Annotated in this window: 19 protein-coding genes and 1 other RNA gene; 6 read left to right on the forward strand and 14 right to left on the reverse strand. The window is 33.8% G+C overall.

From position 1 onward, the window contains the following. Nucleotide 1: 1 nt before the first annotated feature. From cas7i to AC07N0_RS19090, 8 genes are all read right to left on the reverse strand, one after another. On the reverse strand, nt 2-1,087 hold the full coding sequence (gene cas7i / locus AC07N0_RS19055; RefSeq protein WP_494590525.1) for a type I-B CRISPR-associated protein Cas7/Cst2/DevR: 1,086 nt from the start codon (nt 1,085-1,087) through the stop codon (nt 2-4). A 34-nt stretch (nt 1,088-1,121) separates the two neighbouring features. Continuing rightward, complete coding sequence (gene cas8a1, locus AC07N0_RS19060) at nt 1,122-2,522, reverse strand: type I-B CRISPR-associated protein Cas8b1/Cst1 (RefSeq protein WP_492799169.1); 1,401 nt, start codon at nt 2,520-2,522, stop codon at nt 1,122-1,124. Between the two features lie 421 nt (nt 2,523-2,943). After that, a complete protein-coding gene (cas6, locus tag AC07N0_RS19065; RefSeq protein WP_494590526.1) occupies nt 2,944-3,735 on the reverse strand; it encodes a CRISPR-associated endoribonuclease Cas6 in 792 nt (263 codons plus the stop codon). A 224-nt stretch (nt 3,736-3,959) separates the two neighbouring features. Next, nucleotides 3,960-4,361, reverse strand: an RNA gene (gene rnpB / locus AC07N0_RS19070) — RNase P RNA component class A. 24 nt (nt 4,362-4,385) lie between these two features. Next, nucleotides 4,386-5,795: a DUF4403 family protein gene (locus AC07N0_RS19075; RefSeq protein ID WP_494590527.1), complete on the reverse strand. Its 1,410-nt coding sequence runs from the start codon at nt 5,793-5,795 to the stop codon at nt 4,386-4,388. A gap of 267 nt (nt 5,796-6,062) precedes the next feature. Beyond that, nucleotides 6,063-7,055 (reverse strand): DUF2027 domain-containing protein, encoded by a 993-nt coding sequence (locus tag AC07N0_RS19080; RefSeq protein ID WP_494590528.1) that lies wholly within the window; start codon nt 7,053-7,055, stop codon nt 6,063-6,065. 121 nt (nt 7,056-7,176) lie between these two features. Beyond that, nucleotides 7,177-7,668, reverse strand: a complete 492-nt coding sequence (locus AC07N0_RS19085; RefSeq protein ID WP_494590529.1) for a YchJ family protein — start codon at nt 7,666-7,668, stop codon at nt 7,177-7,179. Between the two features lie 136 nt (nt 7,669-7,804). Next, complete coding sequence (locus AC07N0_RS19090; RefSeq protein ID WP_494590530.1) at nt 7,805-8,176, reverse strand: DUF2200 domain-containing protein; 372 nt, start codon at nt 8,174-8,176, stop codon at nt 7,805-7,807. Nucleotides 8,177-8,538: 362 nt separating this feature from the next. On the opposite strand from AC07N0_RS19090, the gene AC07N0_RS19095 reads away from it, so the two are divergent. The 5 genes from AC07N0_RS19095 to AC07N0_RS19115 all read left to right on the forward strand — a co-directional run bounded on the left by AC07N0_RS19095 (nt 8,539) and on the right by AC07N0_RS19115 (nt 11,263). After that, nucleotides 8,539-8,898, forward strand: coding sequence for a hypothetical protein (locus tag AC07N0_RS19095; RefSeq protein WP_494590532.1), 360 nt, complete (start codon nt 8,539-8,541; stop codon nt 8,896-8,898). Between the two features lie 81 nt (nt 8,899-8,979). Next, nucleotides 8,980-9,417, forward strand: coding sequence for an aminoglycoside 6'-N-acetyltransferase (aac(6'), locus tag AC07N0_RS19100; protein ID WP_494590533.1), 438 nt, complete (start codon nt 8,980-8,982; stop codon nt 9,415-9,417). A 91-nt stretch (nt 9,418-9,508) separates the two neighbouring features. Further along, nucleotides 9,509-10,147 (forward strand): hypothetical protein, encoded by a 639-nt coding sequence (locus tag AC07N0_RS19105; protein ID WP_494590534.1) that lies wholly within the window; start codon nt 9,509-9,511, stop codon nt 10,145-10,147. Between the two features lie 136 nt (nt 10,148-10,283). Next, the gene (locus AC07N0_RS19110; protein ID WP_494590535.1) at nt 10,284-10,991 is read left to right on the forward strand and encodes an SIMPL domain-containing protein; all 708 of its coding nucleotides are present in this window, start codon (nt 10,284-10,286) and stop codon (nt 10,989-10,991) included. A gap of 20 nt (nt 10,992-11,011) precedes the next feature. After that, nucleotides 11,012-11,263 (forward strand): hypothetical protein, encoded by a 252-nt coding sequence (locus tag AC07N0_RS19115; RefSeq protein ID WP_494590536.1) that lies wholly within the window; start codon nt 11,012-11,014, stop codon nt 11,261-11,263. Nucleotides 11,264-11,296: 33 nt separating this feature from the next. On the opposite strand, the gene AC07N0_RS19120 is transcribed toward AC07N0_RS19115, so the two are convergent. From AC07N0_RS19120 to AC07N0_RS19145, 6 genes are all read right to left on the reverse strand, one after another. After that, entirely contained in the window at nt 11,297-11,902 is a 606-nt protein-coding gene (locus AC07N0_RS19120; RefSeq protein WP_494590537.1) for a trimeric intracellular cation channel family protein, read from the reverse strand. A gap of 84 nt (nt 11,903-11,986) precedes the next feature. Then, on the reverse strand, nt 11,987-13,300 hold the full coding sequence (locus tag AC07N0_RS19125; RefSeq protein WP_494590538.1) for an alpha/beta hydrolase family protein: 1,314 nt from the start codon (nt 13,298-13,300) through the stop codon (nt 11,987-11,989). Nucleotides 13,301-13,380: 80 nt separating this feature from the next. Continuing rightward, complete coding sequence (locus AC07N0_RS19130; protein WP_494590539.1) at nt 13,381-15,462, reverse strand: vWA domain-containing protein; 2,082 nt, start codon at nt 15,460-15,462, stop codon at nt 13,381-13,383. Nucleotides 15,463-15,627: 165 nt separating this feature from the next. Beyond that, entirely contained in the window at nt 15,628-16,374 is a 747-nt protein-coding gene (gene fabG, locus AC07N0_RS19135) for a 3-oxoacyl-[acyl-carrier-protein] reductase (RefSeq protein ID WP_492799155.1), read from the reverse strand. Nucleotides 16,375-16,758: 384 nt separating this feature from the next. After that, nucleotides 16,759-17,835, reverse strand: a complete 1,077-nt coding sequence (gene pheA, locus AC07N0_RS19140) for a prephenate dehydratase (protein WP_494590540.1) — start codon at nt 17,833-17,835, stop codon at nt 16,759-16,761. Between the two features lie 32 nt (nt 17,836-17,867). Next, nucleotides 17,868-19,742, reverse strand: a complete 1,875-nt coding sequence (locus AC07N0_RS19145) for a DNA topoisomerase IV subunit B (protein ID WP_494590541.1) — start codon at nt 19,740-19,742, stop codon at nt 17,868-17,870. Between the two features lie 346 nt (nt 19,743-20,088). On the opposite strand from AC07N0_RS19145, the gene AC07N0_RS19150 reads away from it, so the two are divergent. Beyond that, on the forward strand, nt 20,089-22,620 hold the full coding sequence (locus tag AC07N0_RS19150) for a polysaccharide biosynthesis/export family protein (RefSeq protein ID WP_494590542.1): 2,532 nt from the start codon (nt 20,089-20,091) through the stop codon (nt 22,618-22,620). Nucleotides 22,621-22,630 lie beyond the last annotated feature (10 nt).

A 22,630-nucleotide genomic window follows, 5' to 3' on the forward strand; every position in this document is an offset into this window, starting at 1 on the left:
ATTAATTCAATTGTTTTTTTAGCTGTTCGCAATAGCCATCAATTGCTTGATTGATAGTAGTTACTTGAACAAACTCTGAGTTAAGTGTTGCTAAATCGCCATTGCATTCATCCATAAATCCAGACCTTTTGCCAATAAATACTGTACCGATTATTTGTTCCTTATAATCTTCTAATACTTCTTTTAAGGCTGAGATATTTAAAACAGCAATATTATTGTATAAACCTTCTCCTGAAGCAATATGAGAAAAAGGATGATTTCCACTTTTAGTGGTAGCTAAAACAATAAATTTGGGAGTAACATCAGCTAAATTATTAGTTTGCATAGCTCCACCTGAAATAGTTTTTAATGCTTTCAATGTATCAGCTACCCTTTTTAATCTGGTTGATAATGGTAATTGTACTAATTGTTTGGGATTACCTTTCGCATCTTTAACAAATGAATCGCTTACTAAAGTACAGCCATTAGTCAAACCCTCCTCTTGTAGTTTGGTGGTAAGGTTTTTGAACCCCGTTTTATTATAGGTTGCGAAAGTACCTACTTGAGCTAAATCTAAAGAAAACATTCCTTTCATAATAGCACTATACTCTTCTTTGCTATAAGGAACAGAATCACCTTCATGACGTGCCATACTAGACCAGTGTTCTTCTGATTTTATACTTGCTACTGATACAAGTACAGAGTTTTTCAATGGTGAAACACGAGTTACTGTAACATCTTCTTTTTTCTCTTTACCTTTGGAATCTAATTCTGGAGAACCATCTTCTTTAAGAATTATATCCTTAGCTGCCTTCATATAACCAAATACATCATCATCTGAATATTTTAAAGGATTGGCATCTGTAAAAGCTATCTTACTTTCTCTTGTTATAGGTGACAAATCCCAGCCAAAATCCTTCTTTAATGTATCTCTCCACCAATAACGCCATGCTTGTCCAGATACGTAAGCATATTTTTTTCCATTTTTTGTAATTGTCTTAGTAGCTACACCATTGTCAAAATTTGTAGTAGTACTTGCACCTGCATTGTTTAATGCAACAACATCTACGTCAATAAGTACAAAACCTTGGGTTTTTAATAATTCCATTTTCTTAGTTTATTTAATTGGCTTAAATTTTAAATTATTCTTCGTTTTCTTCAATATCTTCTATATCAGGCAAGTCATTTAATCTTAAGTTTAATTCATGCAATTTTTGATAAATAGAAATGAGCAATAAATCCCTTGTATTTTTCCAAAATGAACCATCTGGGAAAAGATATAAAACATAGTCCTCTAAAGTAATTAGTGGCGCAGGATTTTTTGCTTCATAGTTTTCCTTAATAAGCTTTATTAGAAAAAGCCTAAAGTCTGCACTACCTTTTAAACCATTAAGTTTCACTATCGCTTTTGTAATTTGATCATCAGACTTATTAGTTAAAATAAAATCCGATAACTCCTTGATTTTCTGAATTGTATATTTGTCCATTTTCAATAAATTAATACAATAAATTTCTACAATGTTAAAACTAAACTGATTTTTACGACTCCATTTACATAAATGCCCAATAATAGATTCATTTTTCAATAACTTGTTGAGAATAGGGTTATTCCAAATTTTGTAACTATCAAAACCTAATCGCTCTTTGGTATTATACCATTCCTGTTTTGATACATCAAAATGAGCATCTTTGAATTTTGAATATTTGAAATGCTGATTTATAAATCCATTCCATTCTTTTGAATAGTTTTTTTTACAGTAAGCATAAAATGAAAATAGTATATTAGAAAATGTGTACAGTACAATGTCTGGACTTGCTCCAAAATTGGTAAAATGATACATATTCAATTGAACATCTTTTAAAGCAAGAGGGTCTTCTTCGTCTAGAATAGCAATTCTTAGATTACCAATACAGAAATCAGCATAGCTAAATAAGGCATTAGCTACAATACCATATTCAGATTTCAATGTTCCTTCAGATAAACCTGATGAAACATTTTTTAGGTTTTCTTCAACGTTCTTCTGTATTAGAAAGCTTGATACTTGAACATGATTACTTTGCAACAAAGCAACTTTATCTCCCACAAAACAAACACCTAAAGGAACAAAGAATATACGTATCAAAGCTTCCTTAGATAAATATAATCCACTTTCGTAAGCACTATGAAAATTTATAAAAGCGCCCGATGCAGACATCATGTGGTTACTTCTCCCTGCTACATATAATTTTGTTTCTTCTCCTAAAACTCTACAAAAACCATATTTAATATCTGGGTTGGTTTCTTCGAGAAGCCCTTTATAATACTTCAAGGTTTCAGCAACTTTCTTCTCTGCATTAAATGCAGGTTGAGTGATAGATGAATTTAAAAAGTAGGTATGTAACTTACTGTTCCATTGTTTTACATAAATGGTTGTCGCATACTCTACTAACTCAAAAATTGTTTTTTGAGGAAACCTTTCACCTAAACATTGTATGACGTACCCTCCAACATCTATAAAAGGGTCTCCAGTAGGTTTTGTAAAACTTTCTTGTATTTCTTTCATTTCCAATTACATATTTTGTATATATACTTAATATTCTAAGCTATTTGTTCCAACTATAAAATATAGATTATTACAGTCTTGGCAATCATCTACTATCGCATCTATAATTCTGCAACATTTTAGACATTTTTGTCTATAAAAAGGCCTATTAATCAATATATCATTATTTGTCATATTTCTCTTTTTAAAAGATTTAAACAAATATATAATATATCATCCAATATATACAAGATGTAAATAAAAATATTTTAAAAATTAGATTTTTGATAAGAAAATATCTCTTTAATTTGTGTTAAACTTCTAAAAATTAATTAACTTCAAAGCAGGGGATATTCTTTGAGGAATTGAAATATATAAACAAGTTGTTTATTTTAATCGTACCAATTGAATACCCCTATTTACTTTCCCTTATAGAAATTCACTAAATAACCCTTTCACAAAACCCAAACCCAGTAGCTCCATACTTCCCCAACCCGCCATAAAGGCCAACTTTTATAATCTCTGGTGGGGCAGTTAGTTCAAAAGAAAAATTACGATAACCCTTTATTTCAGTAGCAGCTCCTCCTCCTTCTTTAATGGTTACTTTTCTGGATTTCATTTTTGAGGTATCCAACAATTTGAATGTAATGTGCTGATTATTCAACGTTGGATCTATTACTTCACCTCTTTCTAACCTCATGCTGATATATTTATCAATTAATCCATCAATCAAATATTTTCCAAATAGCTCATCTGTGGGTTCTAAGTATTGGTCTTTACCATTTATTTTTTCAGCAACCACCATTGCCGAAGATGCCCAAAGTTGGGTAATAGTACTAATAACTGGTTCAGGGAAGGTCTCTACACGTTCTACAATAAACGTTGTGTCAAATTCTTTGTTAAAAAGTTGAATTTCTTGGTTTTGGAAAAGTCCTATAATAAAATGTTCTGCTGTTTTGTCTATTAAGAACGATACTGTCCATTGTACTTTAGGAGAAGCAATTTCAAAACCATTCGTTAACTTCTTCCCCATCTTAAAGCGCAAGTCTGAAAAAGTAAAATGCTTAAATGATTTTCCATTAGTAGATACATATCCTTTTTGATGCAAAAAAGTTGCATACTCGGCATCAGCCTTGGCAATAATACCATAAAGCCATGATGCCAAAGGATAATGATAGTTCCACATCAATTTTGGATGCTTAGTTTGGGGAGTTAGATGTAGTGTAAAACGCATGAATATATATTAATTTTAAAACGATGATTAAACTTACATATTTTCTCCATATTGTTTCAAAAAATAATTCAATTTTTATTAAACGGTAGTTTAGGAGGATTGCAGGACTGGAGGACTAAAAGATTTTAAATAGTATCATACCTAAAGTAATCAAGTCTTAAAGTCCACAACTCCCAAAGTCAAAAAAAAATCCCTACAGTGTTTAAAATACTGTAGGGATTTTTTTTAGTAAACATTCTATAAGCCGGATTCTGTCGATTGAATTTTTCTTTGCAGAAATCTCCAAAAGTCTTATCATTTATCTCGAATAGTAGTCGCCTACTACCTCTATCAACCTACCCACTGACACGAACGAGCCGTCCTTTACTTTGTTGTTACCAACGCCGCTTGCCAGCCTATTTGGTCTTTCAACTCATGAGGTTTACCGATGCCTCGTTTGTCACCAACCGAGCGGTAGTCTCTTACGCTACCTTTTCACCCTTACCCTTGCAGGCGGTTATTTTCTGTGGCACTTGCTGTTACGGTTTCGTCTCCAAAAACGTACCTTCCCGTTAGGAAGCATGATGCTCTGTGTTGTCCAGACTTTCCTCCCCTGCTTTCACAAAGGCGATAAGACGAATGCTTTCTGCTACAAAGTTAACTTTTAGTTTTTACAAACCATCTACTTTTATATCTAACTTTCCACTGGCATTTATTACAGCGATAATTGAATTAGGCGTTAGATATACTTTATCAGGCGTTAGTTCACTAATGCTTCCATTCAAAGTAACTCCTTTTGCGACTTTATTATTGGTTAAGTTAGCTTGCATTTGCTTTTTCATTTCATCAATTTGCCCACCAATTTTAAAAGTTAAAGCGTCTTTCATGTTTTTAGCAAATTTCCCTTGGAAAAACCAGTTGGCCGTACTAATCAACAAATTCTTGGTTTTTAAGTCGTAATCAAAGTTTTCTAAATAAACAGATTTTGTAGCTGGGTTATAGGCTGGCACTCCCTTGTAATAAATGTTACCATTAATACTGCCTTTTAAACCTGCTTTGATAACCATTTTTTCTTGGTCTCCATAAATATCAACTTCTGTCACCCCTACGTTATACTTCCCGTCTTTAAAAGAAAAATTTTGACCAATCAAGGTATCAGCGGTCAATTTAGCGGCTTCACTCAAAGGTATTTCAGCAATAATGCCTACTTTAAAGTTATCAGCAATATCGTTAACCAATTTCAAATCAGGTACAGTATTGACAGCTTGAAAACTTGGTTTAGCTCCTGTAATCGTTTCTGTATAAGCCTGAATACCAATCATCGCTTTTACTTTATTATTGACTGTAGTAAGGGGCGACATCTGTAATCCTATAGGCGTTACTTTTAACCATGTACGATATTTTTCAGAAAGTAAATATGGTTGCATAGCTGTATTCCAAGCCTGAACGATATATTTTTTAATATCTACATTTTTCTTTACAGCATCATCAACCGATTTCAACAAAGTAGCTTGTTGCGAATTTAAAGCTCTTTCTACTAGTGATGTAACTGGAATTTCATATCCACCTAAGCGTAAAGTTGGTTTTTTAATCCATTCATAACCTAATGGGAAACTCTGTACAGTAGCCGTCCAGTTGGGAGCAATTGAGAACTTTGTACCAAATTTCAGGTTAAAATCAAAAGATAGTTCTTGTGGAGGAATTGAAATACCCATTACTTTATAACCAGCTTTTACCCAGACTTTCAGAGGCACACTAAACAAAAAGGCTTCATCTTTGGTCGTTACGGTGATGTTGTCTCTTTTGTTAACTTTACACATGAAGTTATCAAAATTGTTGTCTTCCATGCTGGCGTCCTCATAAATCAAATCTTTGATATTAGCATTTATTTGTCTTTCAACATCCCCCATGGTAATTTCAAAAGGAATGCCAATAGTGGAAAGACTTTTTTCTACTTGTTTTCCATTATACATGTAAGATTCTTTTGGAGCTTCTGGATTAGCAGTAGTATTAGTATTCTTTGAACTTGAACAGCCTTGAAATAAGCTTGCAGCTATTAAGGCAATAAGTATTTTTTTCATTTTTGGTTAAAACAATTGTTAAAATGATGACTTTTTATAAGGGAATATTTTATTAAAAATTAATTGGGTTAATATCAAGAATATAATTTCTCTAATCTTTATTTCTAGCAGGCGACTTAGTTTCTACTGATTACCAACAATCATATAAGTATTTGATAATCTTACACTTATCACTAGTGAGGGACTTAAGTCCCTCGCTAGTAATATTGTAACAATTTCGACTTTTCTCCTATTCAAGGCTTATAGCTCATAGCTCATAGCCGACAACTACTTAATCTTCACATTCGTTGCCCCATAACCAAATTTCTCTTTCTGAGCATCTTCAAAGTATTTTACATTTTTATGCCCCGAAAGTTTTTTATGTATAGCATCTCTCAATACCCCATTGCCAACACCATGAATAAACGTAATTTCGTCCATTCCATTGGCAATTGCCGCTTCAAATTGTTTGTCGAAAGTTGCTAATTGTAACGCCAACATTTCTCTGTTTGACATCGCCCAAGCATCAGCAGATAGCTTTTCGATATGTAAATCAACTTCAAGAGCTGGTTTAGTTGGCAAAGTTGCCACAGGTGCAGGAGCTTGTTTTTCAAACATTTGCTCCTTCAATTTCTCCGTATCAATTTTTGTAGGAACAGGATTAACAGAATCCTCAGCATCTAACTGAAACAAATGTGCATCCTGATTCAAAATTGGTGCTTTTTGCTTGCTCTTGAAAAAAGTATTTACCCTGAATTTTAGTCGTCTTATCAATGGTTCTGGCAATTTCATAAATGCCAAACGGTAGAAAAATGCTTGGAATACAAAGGTTCCCCATTCTTCAAAGTCTTTCACCAATACATTTTGAACTTTGATAGATGATTTTGGCTTCAACGTTCCAGATGCCAAACCTTTATGGTGTGGGTCTGCACCTACAGAAAGCATAAATGGCAATTCCCAATCGGTATTGTTGATAAGGTGTTGCGAAAGTTCACGGTCGTTCACTGGTACAAAAGCCATATAAACACCTTTGTTTGCCAAAATTTCAGGTGTTGTTGGTTGGCGACGCTCAATACTTCCTTGTGGTTCAAAAGAACGAGAAGGGGCAACAGGCTTAAATGTTTTTTGTTCTAATTCATCTATAATTACAGCATCAGAACGCTTTACGGGTATCGTAAAACCGTCTTCAATTTCTATTTCAATAATATTATTCGACAATATCTTGGTGACGATTCCTTCTTCTTTTCCACGTAATAGTCTTACTCTATCTCCTATATTCATTTTCTTAATTGTTAATTTGTCCGCAATTTAGGACTTTGCAAGCGGTTATCGGTTATTTGTAATCTGTTATGTATAAAATTTAACCTTAAAACACCGCTCACATCTCAAAGCTTACAGCTATTTAAACGCCACAACATTTTTTATATTTCTTTCCGCTTCCACAAATACAAGGGTCATTTCTGTTAATTAGGCCTTCTGAAGTAATATTTTTAGGATAAATAATTCCTTTTACATAAACCCATTTACCATTTTCTTTCACAAAAGTAGATTGCTCATGATGAATTGACGTTTGCCCATTAGCGTTTTTGAAATAGGCTTTAAAAGTTACTTCACCATTTATATCATTTGGCAGACCGTTTTTAGTATGAAGTATTGCTAATTTTTGCCATTGATTTTCGCTTGCCCAATCTGCTAAATCTTGTTTGGTAAACTTAGCACGTTCGGAAGAATGCGTACTTGCTAATAAATAATCAGGTGCAACACAGGCATAAGCTGAATACCTTGAACGCATCAATGCCTCTGCAGTAGGTGCTTCTTTTTTTCCTAAAATAATCGGTTCACAACATTCACTAAAGGCTACATTTGAACCACAATAACATTGAATAGAAATCATAAAGTTTGGAGTTGTGAATTGCGAGTTAAGTAGTAAATAGTGATTGGTGAACGGTCCGCCGGCGCGGTAGAATTATAAATTTCTAATTATCAATTATTTATTAAAAACCATCGCTTAAATTATATTCATTACTTATTTATATGTTGGCAACACGCAAAATTTTCTCCATCTTTTTGCCTTTCGCCAATTCATCTACTAATTTGTCTAAATATCTTACTTCTTTAGTTAAAGTATTTTCTATTTCTTCTATGCGATAGCCACAAATTACTCCAGTAATAAGTGAAGCATTTGGATTTAGTGAGGCTCTTTGAAAAAATGTTTCAAAAGTCACTTTTTCATCAATTAGTTGCTGTAGTTTCTCATCATCAAAGCCAGTCAACCATGTTATTACTTGGTGTAATTCCGCTTTTGTCCTGCCTTTACTCTCAACTTTTGCAACATAATGTGGATATACCGATGCAAAAGTCAATTTTGCCATTCGCTCATTGTGTTCTGCTGTTATTTTCATAAGGTATGTTTTTATGTCAAGTCTCTTGATATTACCAAATAATTCAAATCTATATAAAGAATTAAATCGACTTTATTTTATCCGTCAAAAATAACTATTAAAAATTAGTTGAGTTTGGTTTTAAGCTTGAAAAAGGTAAATCTGTTGATTAATTAAAATAAGGTTGTTATTAGGCATTAAGAATAAATTATTACTTTAGGAAAAAAATAAGAAGTACTACAACCCCTTTTGCATATTAGCGATTATAAAAGCAGAATATGAAAACATTATTGATACTTCTTGACGCTATTTCAATTGATAAATTTCAGTTTGTAATTATCAGTATTTTTTGCCATTCAACACATATATTCAGCTAAAATAAAATGATAACTAAAAAAAATGTTAAGACGGCTTTAATATGGCTTCCTTCAATAATAATAGCTTTATTCTTTATCCAAAATGCTATTGAAAAAATATTTCAGTCAAATCAAATATCTAAACTTGGATTAAGTAACACATCCGTTATTTTGGTAGGCATTTTTATATTAATTGCCACTGCTTTATTTTTATTTCAAAAAACAGTAATTATAGGTACTTCAATTTTAGCTTCTTATATGACATTTGTAGTTTTTGTGCATATCAATAAAGGAAAACCTTTTTTACTCACAATTTTAATTGTTTTAGTCACGATTATTGCAGGATATCTAAGAAAGAAAATGCTCTCTTCTGAAAAAATAAAATAACTGCAGAATCCAAATTTTTCAAATGAAACTTTAAGTATAAATCACTCAACTGATTTATACAATACATTGAATTATAGTAAAATGCAAATAGAAAAGCTTTCAATAGACAACCTCACACAGCTAATAGAACTTGTTTTAGCACTTTGGGAAGATTGTGAGTTTGAGGAAGAATTTGAGAATTACAAAGACATAATTGGTTCTGAAAATGAAATTTGTTATCTATGCAAAAATCAAGAAAATTATATTGCGTTTATACATGTAAGCACTAGAAATGACTATGTGGAAGGAGCCGTAGATTTGCCAGTAGCTTATGTTGAGGGTATTTATGTAAAACCAACTTATCAAAAACACGGTATTGCGAAAAAACTAATGAATGTTGCAGAAGATTGGGCTAAGCAAAAAGGTTACAAGCAACTTGCCTCTGATACAGAGATTATGAATACTGGAAGCATAGATTTTCATAAGAAGATGGGGTTTACCGAAGTGGAACGTATAGTTTGTTTGATTAAAGATTTATAAAATTAAAAACCACAAGAATCGACTATTATTTTATTTAAAAATGTTAGGTAATTGCTGACAACAGATTATAAATAAGTGTTAAAATAGAGATATGAAACGATATACTACAATACTTTTAATACTTATTTTATCTATTTGTACCCTTATTGCTAAGGCTCAAATAGGAAAAACAAAACAGTCTCCTAAGTTTACCATTTATCAGCAACCTGTAAAAACTATAATTGATTTCCTAAAATGGTATCGTAATAATACAGGAATGCAAGGAAATCTGTTGAAAATTGATCCAAATTTGCCAAAAGATACAATAGGATATTATTCAATTAATTTTTATGAAACAGAGAGGTATTTATCTAAATTACAAAGTACAGGTTATATCTCTGATAAATACATAAACAAATGGCGAGCATATTTCAAAAAGTGTGAGCAAAACTTGGAAGAAAATCCTCAAACTAACGACGGACCAGCTGATGGCTTTGATTTTGACTTTATAATGTTAGGGCAAGAGTATAATGATGATTTGGAGATAGTAGAAAAAGCCAAAATAAAATCGAAAATTATATCAAATAATAGTGCCACAATAAAATTATATTTTTCCTATGGAAATGAAATCACCTATAATCTTAGCAAATACGAAGATAAGTGGCAGATAGATGATATAAAGAGAATGCATTTACCTAGCTCTCTTATTCAAGCTGTTCCAATTGTTCCTCTACGGCAATCCTATAGATAAAAATGTTCTTCAAACGTTTAAATAATTAATATTTAGATTAAAAACCCGATTTATCAAAAGTTATACTTGGCTTTCAAAACAAGTAGAATACCTATTTAACTATCATGCTAAAACACTCTAAATACAAAACTCACAAATGAAAAAAACTCTTTTAACATTTTGTTTCTATTGCACAATATTGACATTGGGATATGGACAGAAAAAAAACTTTATTGACCAGCCTTATATTGAAGTTAGTGGTTACCAAGATACCTTAGTAACGCCAAATCTCATCTATATTAAAATCATCATTACAGAAAAAGACAGTAGAGATAAAGTTCCTGTTGAAGAACAAGAAATAAAGATGATTACAGCATTTAAAGCAATGGGTATTAATATAGAAATGGACCTGACCAGTAGCGATATGGTGAGTAATTACAAGTTTTATTTCTTAAAACAAAAAGATATCCTAAAGACCAAAGAGTATATTTTAAAAGTTACCAATGCCGAAACTGCAAGTAAAGTATTTATACAACTTGAAGACTTAGGGATATCAAACTCTTCTATTCAAAAAGTTGACCATTCTGATATTGAAAATTTGAAAAATATTTGCCGAACCAGAGCAATTGCGAATGCACAAAAAAAAGCCATTGCATTGACCAAACCTATTTCACAAACTATTGGAAACGCAATTTACATTACAGACAATGAAACAAACCTTGATAATCAACTTCAGGGGCGAATTCCAGGTGTCCAAATTCGTGGATATAATACGGTTGACAAAGCAAAATATGAAGCTCCAAAAATAGAATTTGAAAAGATTAAAATAAGCGCAACAGTAAGCGTAAAATTTATACTCAAATAAAATTTCAACAAAATAATCACATGAAAGAGAATAAAAACCTCACAGAATTAACATTAGAAGAGCTACAGGCAAAACAAAAAAAGGCAAAAGGTGCTGTTATAGGACTCGGCATTGTGATGGCAATTGCTTTAATTACCCTTATTTATCTTGCTACAAAAAGTAAAAATTATGCGTTACTTGCTGTTGCTGGTGGTAGTGGTCTCACTCTTTTACCAAGTATTATCGTTCTAAAGCAAATAGAAACTGAAATAAAATCACGAAAAGCCAATTAACCTGTATAAATCCAATCACAAACAGAAGTCTCTTTAACTAACCTTAGGCAAGGTAATACTCTTTTTTACAGCTAATAATCGAATTCCAAAAATGATAAGAATGGTTAATAAATCTACCAACTCATTTGGCAAAGCTAGTTGTTTCATCAAGAAATAACACAAACCACCGATAATACAGGGCGTGGCATAAATAACTTCTTTCCTAAGAAGATACGGAATTTCGTTTAACAAAATATCTCGAATTAATCCTCCAAAACAAGCGGTGATTGTTCCTAAAATAACACAAGCAGAAATGTCTAAATTGATGGCTAATCCTTCTTGAATGCCTCTTAGCGTAAAGAAACCCAAACCAAGCGAATCAAAAAAAGTGAGTGTTTTATCTAGTTTGTCGATATGATTTTTTAAGAGGATTGTCAGAATAAAAGTACAGGTTATTAATAAAATCACGGAAGAATCTAAAAGCCATCTTACAGGCAAATGACCAATTAAAATATCACGAATAGTTCCTCCGCCAATGGATGTAACAAAAGCGATAACCAATAAACCAAAAATATCTAATTGTTTACGTATGCCTGCTAAAGTACCAGAAATGGCAAAAGCTATGGTTCCGCCGATATTAATAATTGTGAAAAATTCCATCTGAATAACTATTTGTAAAAATGACTTGATAATTACTTTGAAAGCAATCATCAAGTCATTTTTAATATTTTCCACAAAATTAAGCTATTTTACTGGCACTTCATGCAATAACTCTAAACCTACCGACGAACGTGGCGGAAAGCCTGTCCAGTTCTTTTCATTTGAATTAGGTTGAAGCAATAGGTATTTTCCTAAATCCTGATGTTTTAGTTGTATTCCCAAAAAGGCTGTTACAAAATGCTGATTGATATTATTAATATGTCTTTCATTCCAAGCAGGTTCTGAATAATGCGCATAATCTCTGGCACGTTCAGGTTTGTAAGATTCGGCTGGTGGCGGATTCGGCGCTACATTATGGCGGGCATTCATATAAGTAAGCAAGTAACGGTCGCTATTAATTGTTCCTTTATAAATGGCTTTGATACCGTCTTCATAACCCGATACATCATCTTGACTACCTGCTACAAAAAAAGTAGGCACTTTTAGTCCTTTTAATCCTTCGGCATCCCACACACCCCGTTGCATTCCCCAAGGTGCAAAAGCTACTACTGCTTTAATACGACTATCTTGCGAAGCAATAAAGTCAGCATTACCTGATGTTCGTACTTCAATAGCTTTACTTCCGCCTGTCATGGTAGTAAATAATGTACCTGCTTGCTGACTATAACCAGCACCTGCTGCATTCAGAACACCATAACCGCCCATTGAATAACCAATTAATGCAGTATTATTAGCATCTGCCAATCCTTCTAAAAAACTTTTACTCTTGGATTTAGCCAATTCAGCTATTTGGTTGAGAGTAAATAAAATATCTTTGGCACGATTCAATAAAGTACTTGGAAAGGGAGATGCATCACGATAGGTAGACTCTGTATGGTCGATGGCTACGACTACATAACCTTTAGAAGCCAGATTCTCTGTTAAATAGGTCATTAACAGTCTTGACCCTAAATACCCATGCGAAACTACAATTAGAGGGAAAGCACCAACACCAGTGTTAGGTTTAGCATCTCGGGCTGCTCTACCTAAAAACTGAAAGGGAATCAAAGGGCGTTTAGGGTCGTTTGACACCCCAAATACTTGGTCATAAGTTACGATTTCTTTTTCATTATCAGACAAATTAGCAGGATACCAAACTTCTACTTTCAAAGGACGGTCATAAACAGCATCTACCCCATCTTTAGATTTTAGTACATCTATTTGCCCTTTATGAATAAATTCTAGTGTCCGTACTCCCACTTTGTATTCTCCTCTTACTGACAATTCGGGTGCGTCGGGCAAGGCATCCCCAAAAATATATGATTCATTATGTTGTGCTTGTAAACTGGTCTTAAAAGTAAATAAAACCAATAATATTAATATTGCTACTTTCAGCAATGGATGAGGATTGTTTTTCATAGTTGTTTTGAGATGATTTGTTTTTAAAGATGGCATAAAAAAATAAATTCAGCCTGTTATAGACTGAATTTATAGTAAATTTAATATCCTCCCAAATATTTCCTCATCACCCATTCGGCTGTGAGCAGTGTAAGAATCAAGAAGAAAATCCAGCGAAGGTTTATCATTTCTTTTAAATCTTCAGTAGCTTCTATTTTCTCTGGCACTTGGTGACTTAGCATTGTCTGTTTCAGTTTTTCAAATTCATTTTTATTAAAAAACTTCCCTCCTGTTTTATTAGATAATTGCCTTAGCACATCAAAATCAGCGGTAAGGTTAACATTTTCAATTTGTAAATCTTGAATGACAAATTCGCCTGTGGCTTGTTCAACTTTACCAAGTATGGTGGAAGTTGCATTGAAACGATACACACCTGCGGGTAATCCACTAATTTCAAACTTAGTATTGTCGGCTGTAGTCGAATATGTATAGTTTCGAGTAAACCCTTTTTCGTCTTTTATCGTAAGCTTGATTGGCTGATTGTATAGTTTTTCGTAGATACCGTTATATATTTCGGTCTCAAACACTACTTTTTCTCCTAAAGACAAAGGTGTTTTTAATGGATAAACTCTTAATTTTCTTTTATCATCTTTGGCAGAAAGATATTGCAAAACCTTGGTGATGAAATCATCAACGACTACATGTTTTTCTGTCAATTGAAATTCTTCTAATCGCCATGCCCAAAGTCCTTCGCCTGTAAAAATAGCAGATTTTTTAGCCCCCATATTCATAGCCAAAAGTGGTTTCTGGGTTTGAACAGTACCAACTTTTTGATACAATAATACTTCTGTATTAGGAAGCAACGTAAAATCGCCAAAAGGAACCGAAAGCTGAGGGAACTTTGAAATAATATCCATTTGTTCTGTATCAAAATTCAATACCTTGAAATTCTTATTAAAAATACCTGTTACTTTATCACTTTCTCCTAAACCAGCATTTATTTGCATTACCTGATTCAGTTGGTTTAAATAATTCATCCCTGATTGATTCCCCAACACAAAAAAAGCAGGTATTCCTTTGTCTAATAAGGGTTTAAAGACATTAGAGAACGTATTGTAGCCATCTGGCAGTTGATGTAAAATCAGTAAGTCGTAAGTTTTGTTAATTTCTGGATTGGCATTTTCTGTCAGAATCTTTACATCTAACTCATAATTTTCATTTTTCTCAATGATGCTTTTTAATGCCTTTACATCAGGGTGCGGAGCCAATGCCAAGAGTAATATTTTTTCTTTCCCATTAATTACTTCTATATAAACTTCCTGACGATTATTTCTATTTGAAAACTCTCCTGACAGTAAATCTACCTCAACTGTTAAGTGCTGTACCCCTACCTGAGTGGCGGTAGTATTGAAGGTCAATGTTTTCAAATCGTCTTTTTGATTGAAAACTACTGTCTGTTTTTCTAATAACTTCCCTCCTTGTTTTAAATATACATTGGCAGTTTTTCCTTCAAATCCAAAAGCGGTAATATCCGTTTGTACAGGAAACTTGTTACCTAAATATGCTATCTTGTTGGCATAAACCGTTTTAACGGCAACGTCCTTTTTAGGAATGGTATCTCCTAAGCCAATGGTATGTACAGGAAATTTGAAAGATTCGGAAGCGGGAGAAATACCTTCGTTAACGATTCCATCTGACACTAGGACGACATCAGTTAAATTTTGGTCTTCAAACGTGTTTTTGATGCCTGAAAGTAAATTTGAAAGGTTGGATGTTTTTTGGTTATATTGAAGTTTTTCTAGGTCTTGAGTATTCTCTTCATTAAAGCTTACAAAGGCTACTTCATAGTCTTTTTCAAGAAGGTTTTCTTTTATTTCATTCAGATTCTTCTTTAGCTCTTCTAATACTTTTTGCCCTGCCACATTCATCGACTGTGAATTATCTATAGCAAAAACCACTGTTTTCTTTTGAATATTCTGGCTTATTTGTCTTATTAAAAAACTCAACAAAAGCATACTTAAAATACTGACAGCCAAAAATCTGAAAGCTGCCATTATGTAATTTTGGCGTTTTGTCCAATTTGTATTTTTTTGATACAACACAAACGCATACACGCCAGCCAATAAAAAACAGAGTGGAATAAACCAAGGAGAAGATTGAAAGAGAAAATCGAATTTCATCATGGGCTTTGTTTGTTGTCTCTTATCAAAAAAGGGTAGAAAAATTAGTTGTGAGTTATGAGTTAGTGAATTGTGAGTTAATGTTGAGTTTATTTTCCTTTATAACATTAACTCACAATTCACTAACTCACAACTATTTAAAATCACTCAATCACCAATTACTAATCACTAAGTTAACATTCCGCCATCTACTTGTAATACTTGACCAGTGATGTAACGAGACATATCTGACGCAAGAAAAACACAAGCATCTGCTACTTCTTCTGGCTGTCCGCCACGTTTCAATGGAATTGATTTTTTCCATTCTTCGGTAGCCGCAGCATTCAATTCTCCTGTCATTTCAGTTTCGATAAAACCAGGAGCAACTGCATTTGAACGAATATTCCTAGAGCCTAATTCTAAAGCAACCGACTTAGTAAAGCCAATAATACCTGCTTTAGAGGCCGCATAATTTGCTTGACCAGCATTACCACGAATACCTACTACAGAGGTAAGGTTGATGATAGAACCAGCTTTGGCTTTCATCATTGGCTTGGTAGCTGCTTTTGTCAAATTAAAAACAGATTTCAAGTTTACTTGGATAACCGAATCCCATTGTTCTTCAGTCATTCTCATTAATAAGCCGTCTTTGGTAATACCTGCATTGTTGATCAATACATCTATTTTACCAAAATCAGCAACAACTGAATTCATCAATTCTTCTGCTTGCTTATAGTCAGAAGCATCTGAACGATAGCCAATTGCTTTTATTCCTAAAGCAGACAATTCTGCTTCTAAAGCCTGTCCTTTTTCTACAGATGAAAGATAAGTAAAAGCAACACTTGCTCCTTCTTGAGCCATTTTAAAGGCAATTGCACGGCCGATGCCTCTTGAAGCACCCGTTACTAACACCACCTTGTCTTGTAATAAAGCCATTTATTTTGAATTAATTGTTATTTCCAAAGTTCAAAAATAACATAACGCCCCAAGACCACAAAATTATATCCAGTATCTTTAGCATTAGTGCTTTCTATTTTATGTTATTCAGGTGTTTATTTTTTATGTATTTCTAATTAAAATAGCCTCATAGAGGCGAAATATAGGTAGCCTTATTGTAAATAACATTCCCTCCAAGCCCCATCGGGGCGAAATATTTCGTCCCGATGGGGCTTGGAGGAGTTAATACGATGCTTCTTCTACCGATATAGTGTTCCTAACGGAACTATAATCTGTCTCCGTAAATCAAAAAGCGGTCGAAAACTAATTTCGACCGCTTTTTTGTGATTTTAAAATTCGCGATGACTCATGTTCTATATTACTTTACTGGGTTTTAACATAGCTACCCAACCATTTTATTTCGGAAGCATGCTTAGACATAATCGTTTGCACGCTTTCATCTAAGAAATAACCATCAAATTCCATCAAAAACCAGAAATTGAATTGCTCGCCTTCTTTTACGGGACGGCTTTCTATTTTCAATAGGTTAATTCCCTGACTTTCAAATTCTTGCAAAAACCTAACCAACGTACCGGGCTTACCATCTTCTGGTAATTTTGCAATAATCGTTGTTTTGTCATTCCCGCTTTTTTGATTGATAAAATCTTTACCAATGATAAAGAAACGCGTACGGTTCTGGGCTGAATCTTGAATATTATCAAATAGAATTGGGACATCAAACAACTTAGCCGCGATGTGCGAGCATATTGCCGCAGAATCTGTTTCCGAAGCAGCCAATTTTGCTGCTTTTGAGGTCGAATCTACTTGTACAAAAAAATCATCTTCTTTTCCACCAAAATAATCATTCAAGAATTTTTCGCATTGACCAAAAGCGATGTCTTTTGAATAGATTCTCTTAATATCTGATAGTTTTTCAGCTTTTGTCGCAAAGGTAAAATGTACTGAAATGATTACTTCTGAAACAATTTTCAAGTCTGTTTCATTGAGTAAATCTATCGTCTCTTTAACAATTCCTTCTAAATTATTTTCGATAGGTACTACCCCAAAGCGTGCGCGACCTGTATCAATGCTTTCAAACACAGAACGAATATTGGGCAAAGCTAAATAATCGCTCATGGCGCCGAATCTACTTTCGGCTGCTTGATGTGTAAAACTTCCTTCTGGTCCTAAATAGGCAATTCTTTCGGGTAATTCTAAATTACGAGAAACAGCAAAAATCTCTAAATAAATGGCTTCTATGGCCGCTCTATTCAATAATCCATTATTAGCAGCAGCAAGCCGATCAACGATTTGCTTTTCTCGTTCTGGACGATAAATAACTGTTTGAGTTTGTTTTTTTAACTCACCGACTTGTTTCACAACATCCATCCGCTTGTTGAGAATTTCAAGCATTTGGTTGTCAAGCGAGTCAATTTGATTTCTTAATTCTTCGAGAGACATTTTAACTTTTATTAGAGCGAACTTCGCTGAATTTATGCCGCTAATTCGGCAGGGTCTTTTTCTATGATTAGATTTTCAATGATAAACTTCTGACGGTCTGGCGTGTTTTTGCCCATGAAATAAGTCAGAATCTTAGGTATCGTTGTATCTTTTGTCAAAATCACTGGTTCCAATCGAATATCATCGTTGATGAATTTCCCAAATTCCTCTGGTGAAATTTCACCTAAGCCTTTAAAACGAGTAATCTCTGGTTTTGGACTTAACTTTTCGATAGCATTCAAACGTTCTTCGTCTGAATAACAGTAAATCGTTTCTTTCTTATTTCTTACCCTAAACAAAGGCGTTTCCAAAATATATAAATGCCCGTTTCTTACTAAATCTGGGAAGAATTGTAAGAAGAAAGTCATCATTAACAGACGAATGTGCATACCATCCACATCGGCATCGGTTGCGATAATAATTTTATGATAACGAAGTCCTTCCAATCCTTCTTCAATATTTAGCGCATGTTGAAGTAAATTAAATTCTTCATTTTCGTACACTATTTTCTTGGTTAAGCCAAAGCAATTCAAAGGCTTACCCCTCAAACTAAATACGGCTTGGCTTTGCACATTCCTAGATTTAGTGATTGAACCACTGGCAGAATCCCCTTCGGTAATAAAAAGCATCGATTCATATCTGTTATCTGCTTTTTCATCTGTCAGGTGTACTCTACAATCTCTTAGTTTTTTATTATGTAAATTGGCCTTTTTAGCACGTTCATTGGCTAGCTTTTTAATGCCTGCCATGTCTTTACGCTCACGTTCCGACTGCTCAATTCTTTTCTTGATAGCATCAGCAGTTGTAGGATTTTTATGCAGATAATTATCAAGATTAGTTTTGATAAAATCTCCAATAAAGCTTCTTACAGATTGTGAACTAGCATCAGGCGACATATTATTTGAACCTAACTTCGTTTTAGTTTGCGACTCAAAAACAGGTTCTTGTACACGAATGGCAATAGCGCCAACAATACTAGCCCGAATATCCTCAGGAGCATAATCCTTTTTATAGAACTCACGAACCGCCCGAACGATGGCTTCACGAAAAGCTTGTAAGTGCGTGCCTCCTTGTGTAGTATTTTGTCCGTTTACAAAAGAATAATATTCTTCGCCATACTGATTTCCATGCGTAAGTGCTACTTCAATATCATTGCCTTTCAAATGAATGATTGGGTATCTGCGCTCTTCTTCGGCAGAATATTTACTCAACAAATCAAATAATCCATTTTGTGAATAATACTTCTGACCGTTGAAATTGATTGTCAATCCAGCGTTCAAATATGCATAATTCCAAATAAGATTTTCTAAATATTGAGGGATGTAATGATAATTTTTGAAAATAGTATTATCAGGCTCAAACATCACTAACGTACCATTTCTGGCATTAGATTCTGTTCCGTCTGGCGATTCAGCGATTAATTCACCTTGTTTAAATTCAGCCCATTTGGTTTTACCCTCACGGAAAGATTGAACTTTGAAATACGACGAAAGTGCATTGGTCGCTTTCGTACCAACACCATTTAACCCTACTGATTTTTGGAATGCACCAGAATCGTATTTACCTCCTGTATTAATCTTAGAGACACAATCTATCACTTTCCCAAGCGGAATACCACGACCGTAATCTCGAACTTCTACCCGATGGTCGCTGATTTTAATCTCAATGGTTTTTCCGTTTCCCATCATGTGCTCATCGATAGAGTTATCCATGATTTCTTTCACTAAGACATAAATACCATCATCAATAGAAGAACCGTCTCCTAATTTCCCGATATACATACCTGGACGAAGGCGAATATGCTCTTTCCAGTCAAGAGAGCGAATATTATCTTCTGTATATTGTACTGAAGTAGGGTTTGTTGACATATTCAAGCAAGGATTTAGTACTACTATAGCATTTATTTCAACATAAACACTATCCAACAACAATTAAAAACTAATAATTACTACAAAAATGATTCAATACAAAATTGTACGTTTTCACTATTCCGTATATCAGAGAAACAAAGCTACAAAAACATTAAGAATTTATAAAATTAGCGTAATTTAATCTTATGACACATAATTAATATTGACGGAGGGCGTTAGAAATTACTAAAAGTTGTTTTACTTTGCATTTTGTTTAGAATTATCAAACATTGTCAATAAGATTAAATTGATAGCATAAAGAATCCTTTTAAACCCACAGGCAACAATTTATATGTTTAAAATCATGCAAGCAAACGATTGCCCAAATCAGGTAGGCGTACGATTTATTTCTTCACACATTAGTAAATTTATCGTTTCTATTCTTTTTCTATGTCTCTCCTTTCTATCAAATCGTAGTAATGGTCAAACCTTTAACCTCGGAGATCTTCAAAATTTAGCGTTACCTATGCAGGGTGCTAAAATTCAAACATCGGCAACAAAATTGCCAAACGCAGACCCGAGAAAGGTAAACTCAGCAGGTAGCAATAAAGTATCAAGTGATAGTTTGAAGGCAAAATCAGCAGAGAAAGCTTTATCAAGTGCAGATTCTGCGAGTGCTGCCTATCGCAAAAAAATATTTGGTATCGATATTTTCAATAATCCAAACATTACTTTTGAAAGTTCACTTAATATCCCAACGCCTAAAAATTACATATTAGGGGCTGGTGACGAATTAGTGATTGACATTAATGGATATTCTGAAGAGCATTATACACTTCCAGTTACGCCAGATGGATATATCAAAATCGCGAAAGTGGGGAATGTTTTTGTAAGTGGCATTACCATCGAAGAAGCTAAGAGAAGAATTGTTGATAGATTATCAAAAATTTATATTGGCCTTAAGCCTTATGGTGGTGCTCCTGCCAATACTACTGCCACAGTATCCCTTGGTAGCATCAAAACTATCAGAGTTTCGGTATTAGGAAACGTAGTAGCCCCAGGAACCTACTCTATTTCTTCTCTATCAAGGGTAATGAATGCACTTTATTTAGCTGGCGGACCTAACGAAAATGGTACATTCCGTGAGATTAAAGTAATAAGAGATAAAAAACTAATTGCACAAGTAGATTTATATGACTTGTTGACAACAGGAAATTTACGCCAAAACGTTGGTCTACAAGACCAAGACCTTATCCAAGTAGGTGCTTATAAATCAAGAGTTGAGATTATAGGAGAAGTAAAAAAGCCAGCTGTGTTTGAGGTTTTACCAAACGAAAACTTAGAAAGAATCATCAATGAATATGGCAGTGGCTTTACAGCGATGGCTTATAAAGGTCTCTTGAAAGTTCAGCGTATTACTGAAAAGGAAAGTAAATTAATCGATTTAAGCAATGATTTAATTTCATCGTTTTATCCAAAACCAGGCGATATTATTACTGTCGAAAAAGTTTTAACGAACAGAATTGAAAATGCTGTAACGTTAGAAGGTGCAGTGTTCAGACCAGGAAAGTTTTCGGTTAATGATAGCCCAACACTAACAAAGTTAATCAAGCGAGGAGAAGGTTTCAGAGAAGATGCTTTTCTTGGAAGAATAACTATTACCAGACTTCGTGATGATTTAACCAAAGAAAATATTTCTATTAATTACAACGACCTTACCTCAGGTAAAATTCCTGATATAGCCCTTCGTCGTGAAGATATTGTGACTATTTATTCAGTAGTTGAATTAATGGAAAAATATACTGTCAGAATTCAGGGAGAAATTAATTTGAAAGACACAGCACCTTTAACGAGTGCTACAGATAAAGGCTCCACTGGGGTTTCAGAAACACCAAGCGAAAGCCCTAATAACGACTCTCCTATTGGTACTTTTCCATTTATCTACAATATGACTGTAGAGGATTTAATTGAAAAGGCGGGTGGTTTAAAAGAATCTGCTGCTACAGGTAGAATTGAAGTAATCAGAAGAAAGAAAAATATTGGTAAGGACGACCCAGCGCAAATCAATTCAACGATTGGAGAACGCTTTAATTTTTCTATCAATAATAATTTATCGCTTGATCCAAATGCTTCTAAATTTATCTTAGAGCCATTTGATGAAGTGTTTGTTCGTTCGTCTCCAAACTACGAAAAACAACAGTTTATTTCTATTGAAGGACAGATTACATTTCCAGGTGTATATGGACTAGAAAGAAAAAATGAACGTATTTCGGATGTAATCGCTAGAGCGGGAGGATTAAATGCTCAAGCGTATCCAAAAGGAGCTACGTTAGTGCGTAAATTTAAAATAAGTAAGCAAGAAGCTGACAGAAAAAGCGAACAGTTTAGCGAACTTTCAGACAATACGCAAGAAGCCTCTGTAAAAGTAAAAGCTGTTAAAGAAGAAACTTCTGAATCAGTAGGCATTGATTTAGTAGAGGCCTTAGACAAGCCAGATTCTCCAGCGAATATGTTATTACAAGATGGCGACATCATTAAAATTCCTAAAGAGCCACAAACTGTAAGAATGCAAGGCGAAGTATTGTACCCTACTTCAACGAGATATATTGATGGCTTGCCATTTAAACACTATATCTCTGAAGCAGGTGGTTTTACAGAATTATCATCACGCAAGCGTTCTTATATCATCTATGCTAATGGCTCTGTTGATAGAACAAGAAAATTCTTGGGAATAATTAACATATATCCTAAAGTTTATCCGGGTTCAGAAATCATCGTTCCAAGTTTGAATATCAGACAAGGTGCTACGCAACAGGTATTACAAACGATTCAAACAATATCAATAGGTTTAACAAGTCTAGGGACTGTTTTTGCACTTATCAGAGCTTTCAAGTAATATTATAATT

The organism is Arcicella sp. GW821-FHT09D11 (assembly GCF_059416265.1).

Coding starts and splice junctions, on each gene's coding strand:
- AC07N0_RS19115 (WP_494590536.1), top strand. CDS start 11,012: ATGAAAGAGAATAAAAACCTCACAGAATTAACATTAGAAGAGCTACAG.
- AC07N0_RS19145 (WP_494590541.1), bottom strand. CDS start 19,742: ATGTCAACAAACCCTACTTCAGTACAATATACAGAAGATAATATTCGC.
- AC07N0_RS19085 (WP_494590529.1), bottom strand. CDS start 7,668: ATGATTTCTATTCAATGTTATTGTGGTTCAAATGTAGCCTTTAGTGAA.
- AC07N0_RS19095 (WP_494590532.1), top strand. CDS start 8,539: ATGATAACTAAAAAAAATGTTAAGACGGCTTTAATATGGCTTCCTTCA.
- fabG (WP_492799155.1), bottom strand. CDS start 16,374: ATGGCTTTATTACAAGACAAGGTGGTGTTAGTAACGGGTGCTTCAAGA.
- AC07N0_RS19130 (WP_494590539.1), bottom strand. CDS start 15,462: ATGATGAAATTCGATTTTCTCTTTCAATCTTCTCCTTGGTTTATTCCA.
- cas8a1 (WP_492799169.1), bottom strand. CDS start 2,522: ATGAAAGAAATACAAGAAAGTTTTACAAAACCTACTGGAGACCCTTTT.
- AC07N0_RS19105 (WP_494590534.1), top strand. CDS start 9,509: ATGAAACGATATACTACAATACTTTTAATACTTATTTTATCTATTTGT.
- AC07N0_RS19110 (WP_494590535.1), top strand. CDS start 10,284: ATGAAAAAAACTCTTTTAACATTTTGTTTCTATTGCACAATATTGACA.
- AC07N0_RS19150 (WP_494590542.1), top strand. CDS start 20,089: ATGCAAGCAAACGATTGCCCAAATCAGGTAGGCGTACGATTTATTTCT.
- AC07N0_RS19120 (WP_494590537.1), bottom strand. CDS start 11,902: ATGGAATTTTTCACAATTATTAATATCGGCGGAACCATAGCTTTTGCC.
- AC07N0_RS19090 (WP_494590530.1), bottom strand. CDS start 8,176: ATGAAAATAACAGCAGAACACAATGAGCGAATGGCAAAATTGACTTTT.
- cas6 (WP_494590526.1), bottom strand. CDS start 3,735: ATGCGTTTTACACTACATCTAACTCCCCAAACTAAGCATCCAAAATTG.
- cas7i (WP_494590525.1), bottom strand. CDS start 1,087: ATGGAATTATTAAAAACCCAAGGTTTTGTACTTATTGACGTAGATGTT.
- AC07N0_RS19125 (WP_494590538.1), bottom strand. CDS start 13,300: ATGAAAAACAATCCTCATCCATTGCTGAAAGTAGCAATATTAATATTA.
- AC07N0_RS19075 (WP_494590527.1), bottom strand. CDS start 5,795: ATGAAAAAAATACTTATTGCCTTAATAGCTGCAAGCTTATTTCAAGGC.
- AC07N0_RS19080 (WP_494590528.1), bottom strand. CDS start 7,055: ATGAATATAGGAGATAGAGTAAGACTATTACGTGGAAAAGAAGAAGGA.
- pheA (WP_494590540.1), bottom strand. CDS start 17,835: ATGTCTCTCGAAGAATTAAGAAATCAAATTGACTCGCTTGACAACCAA.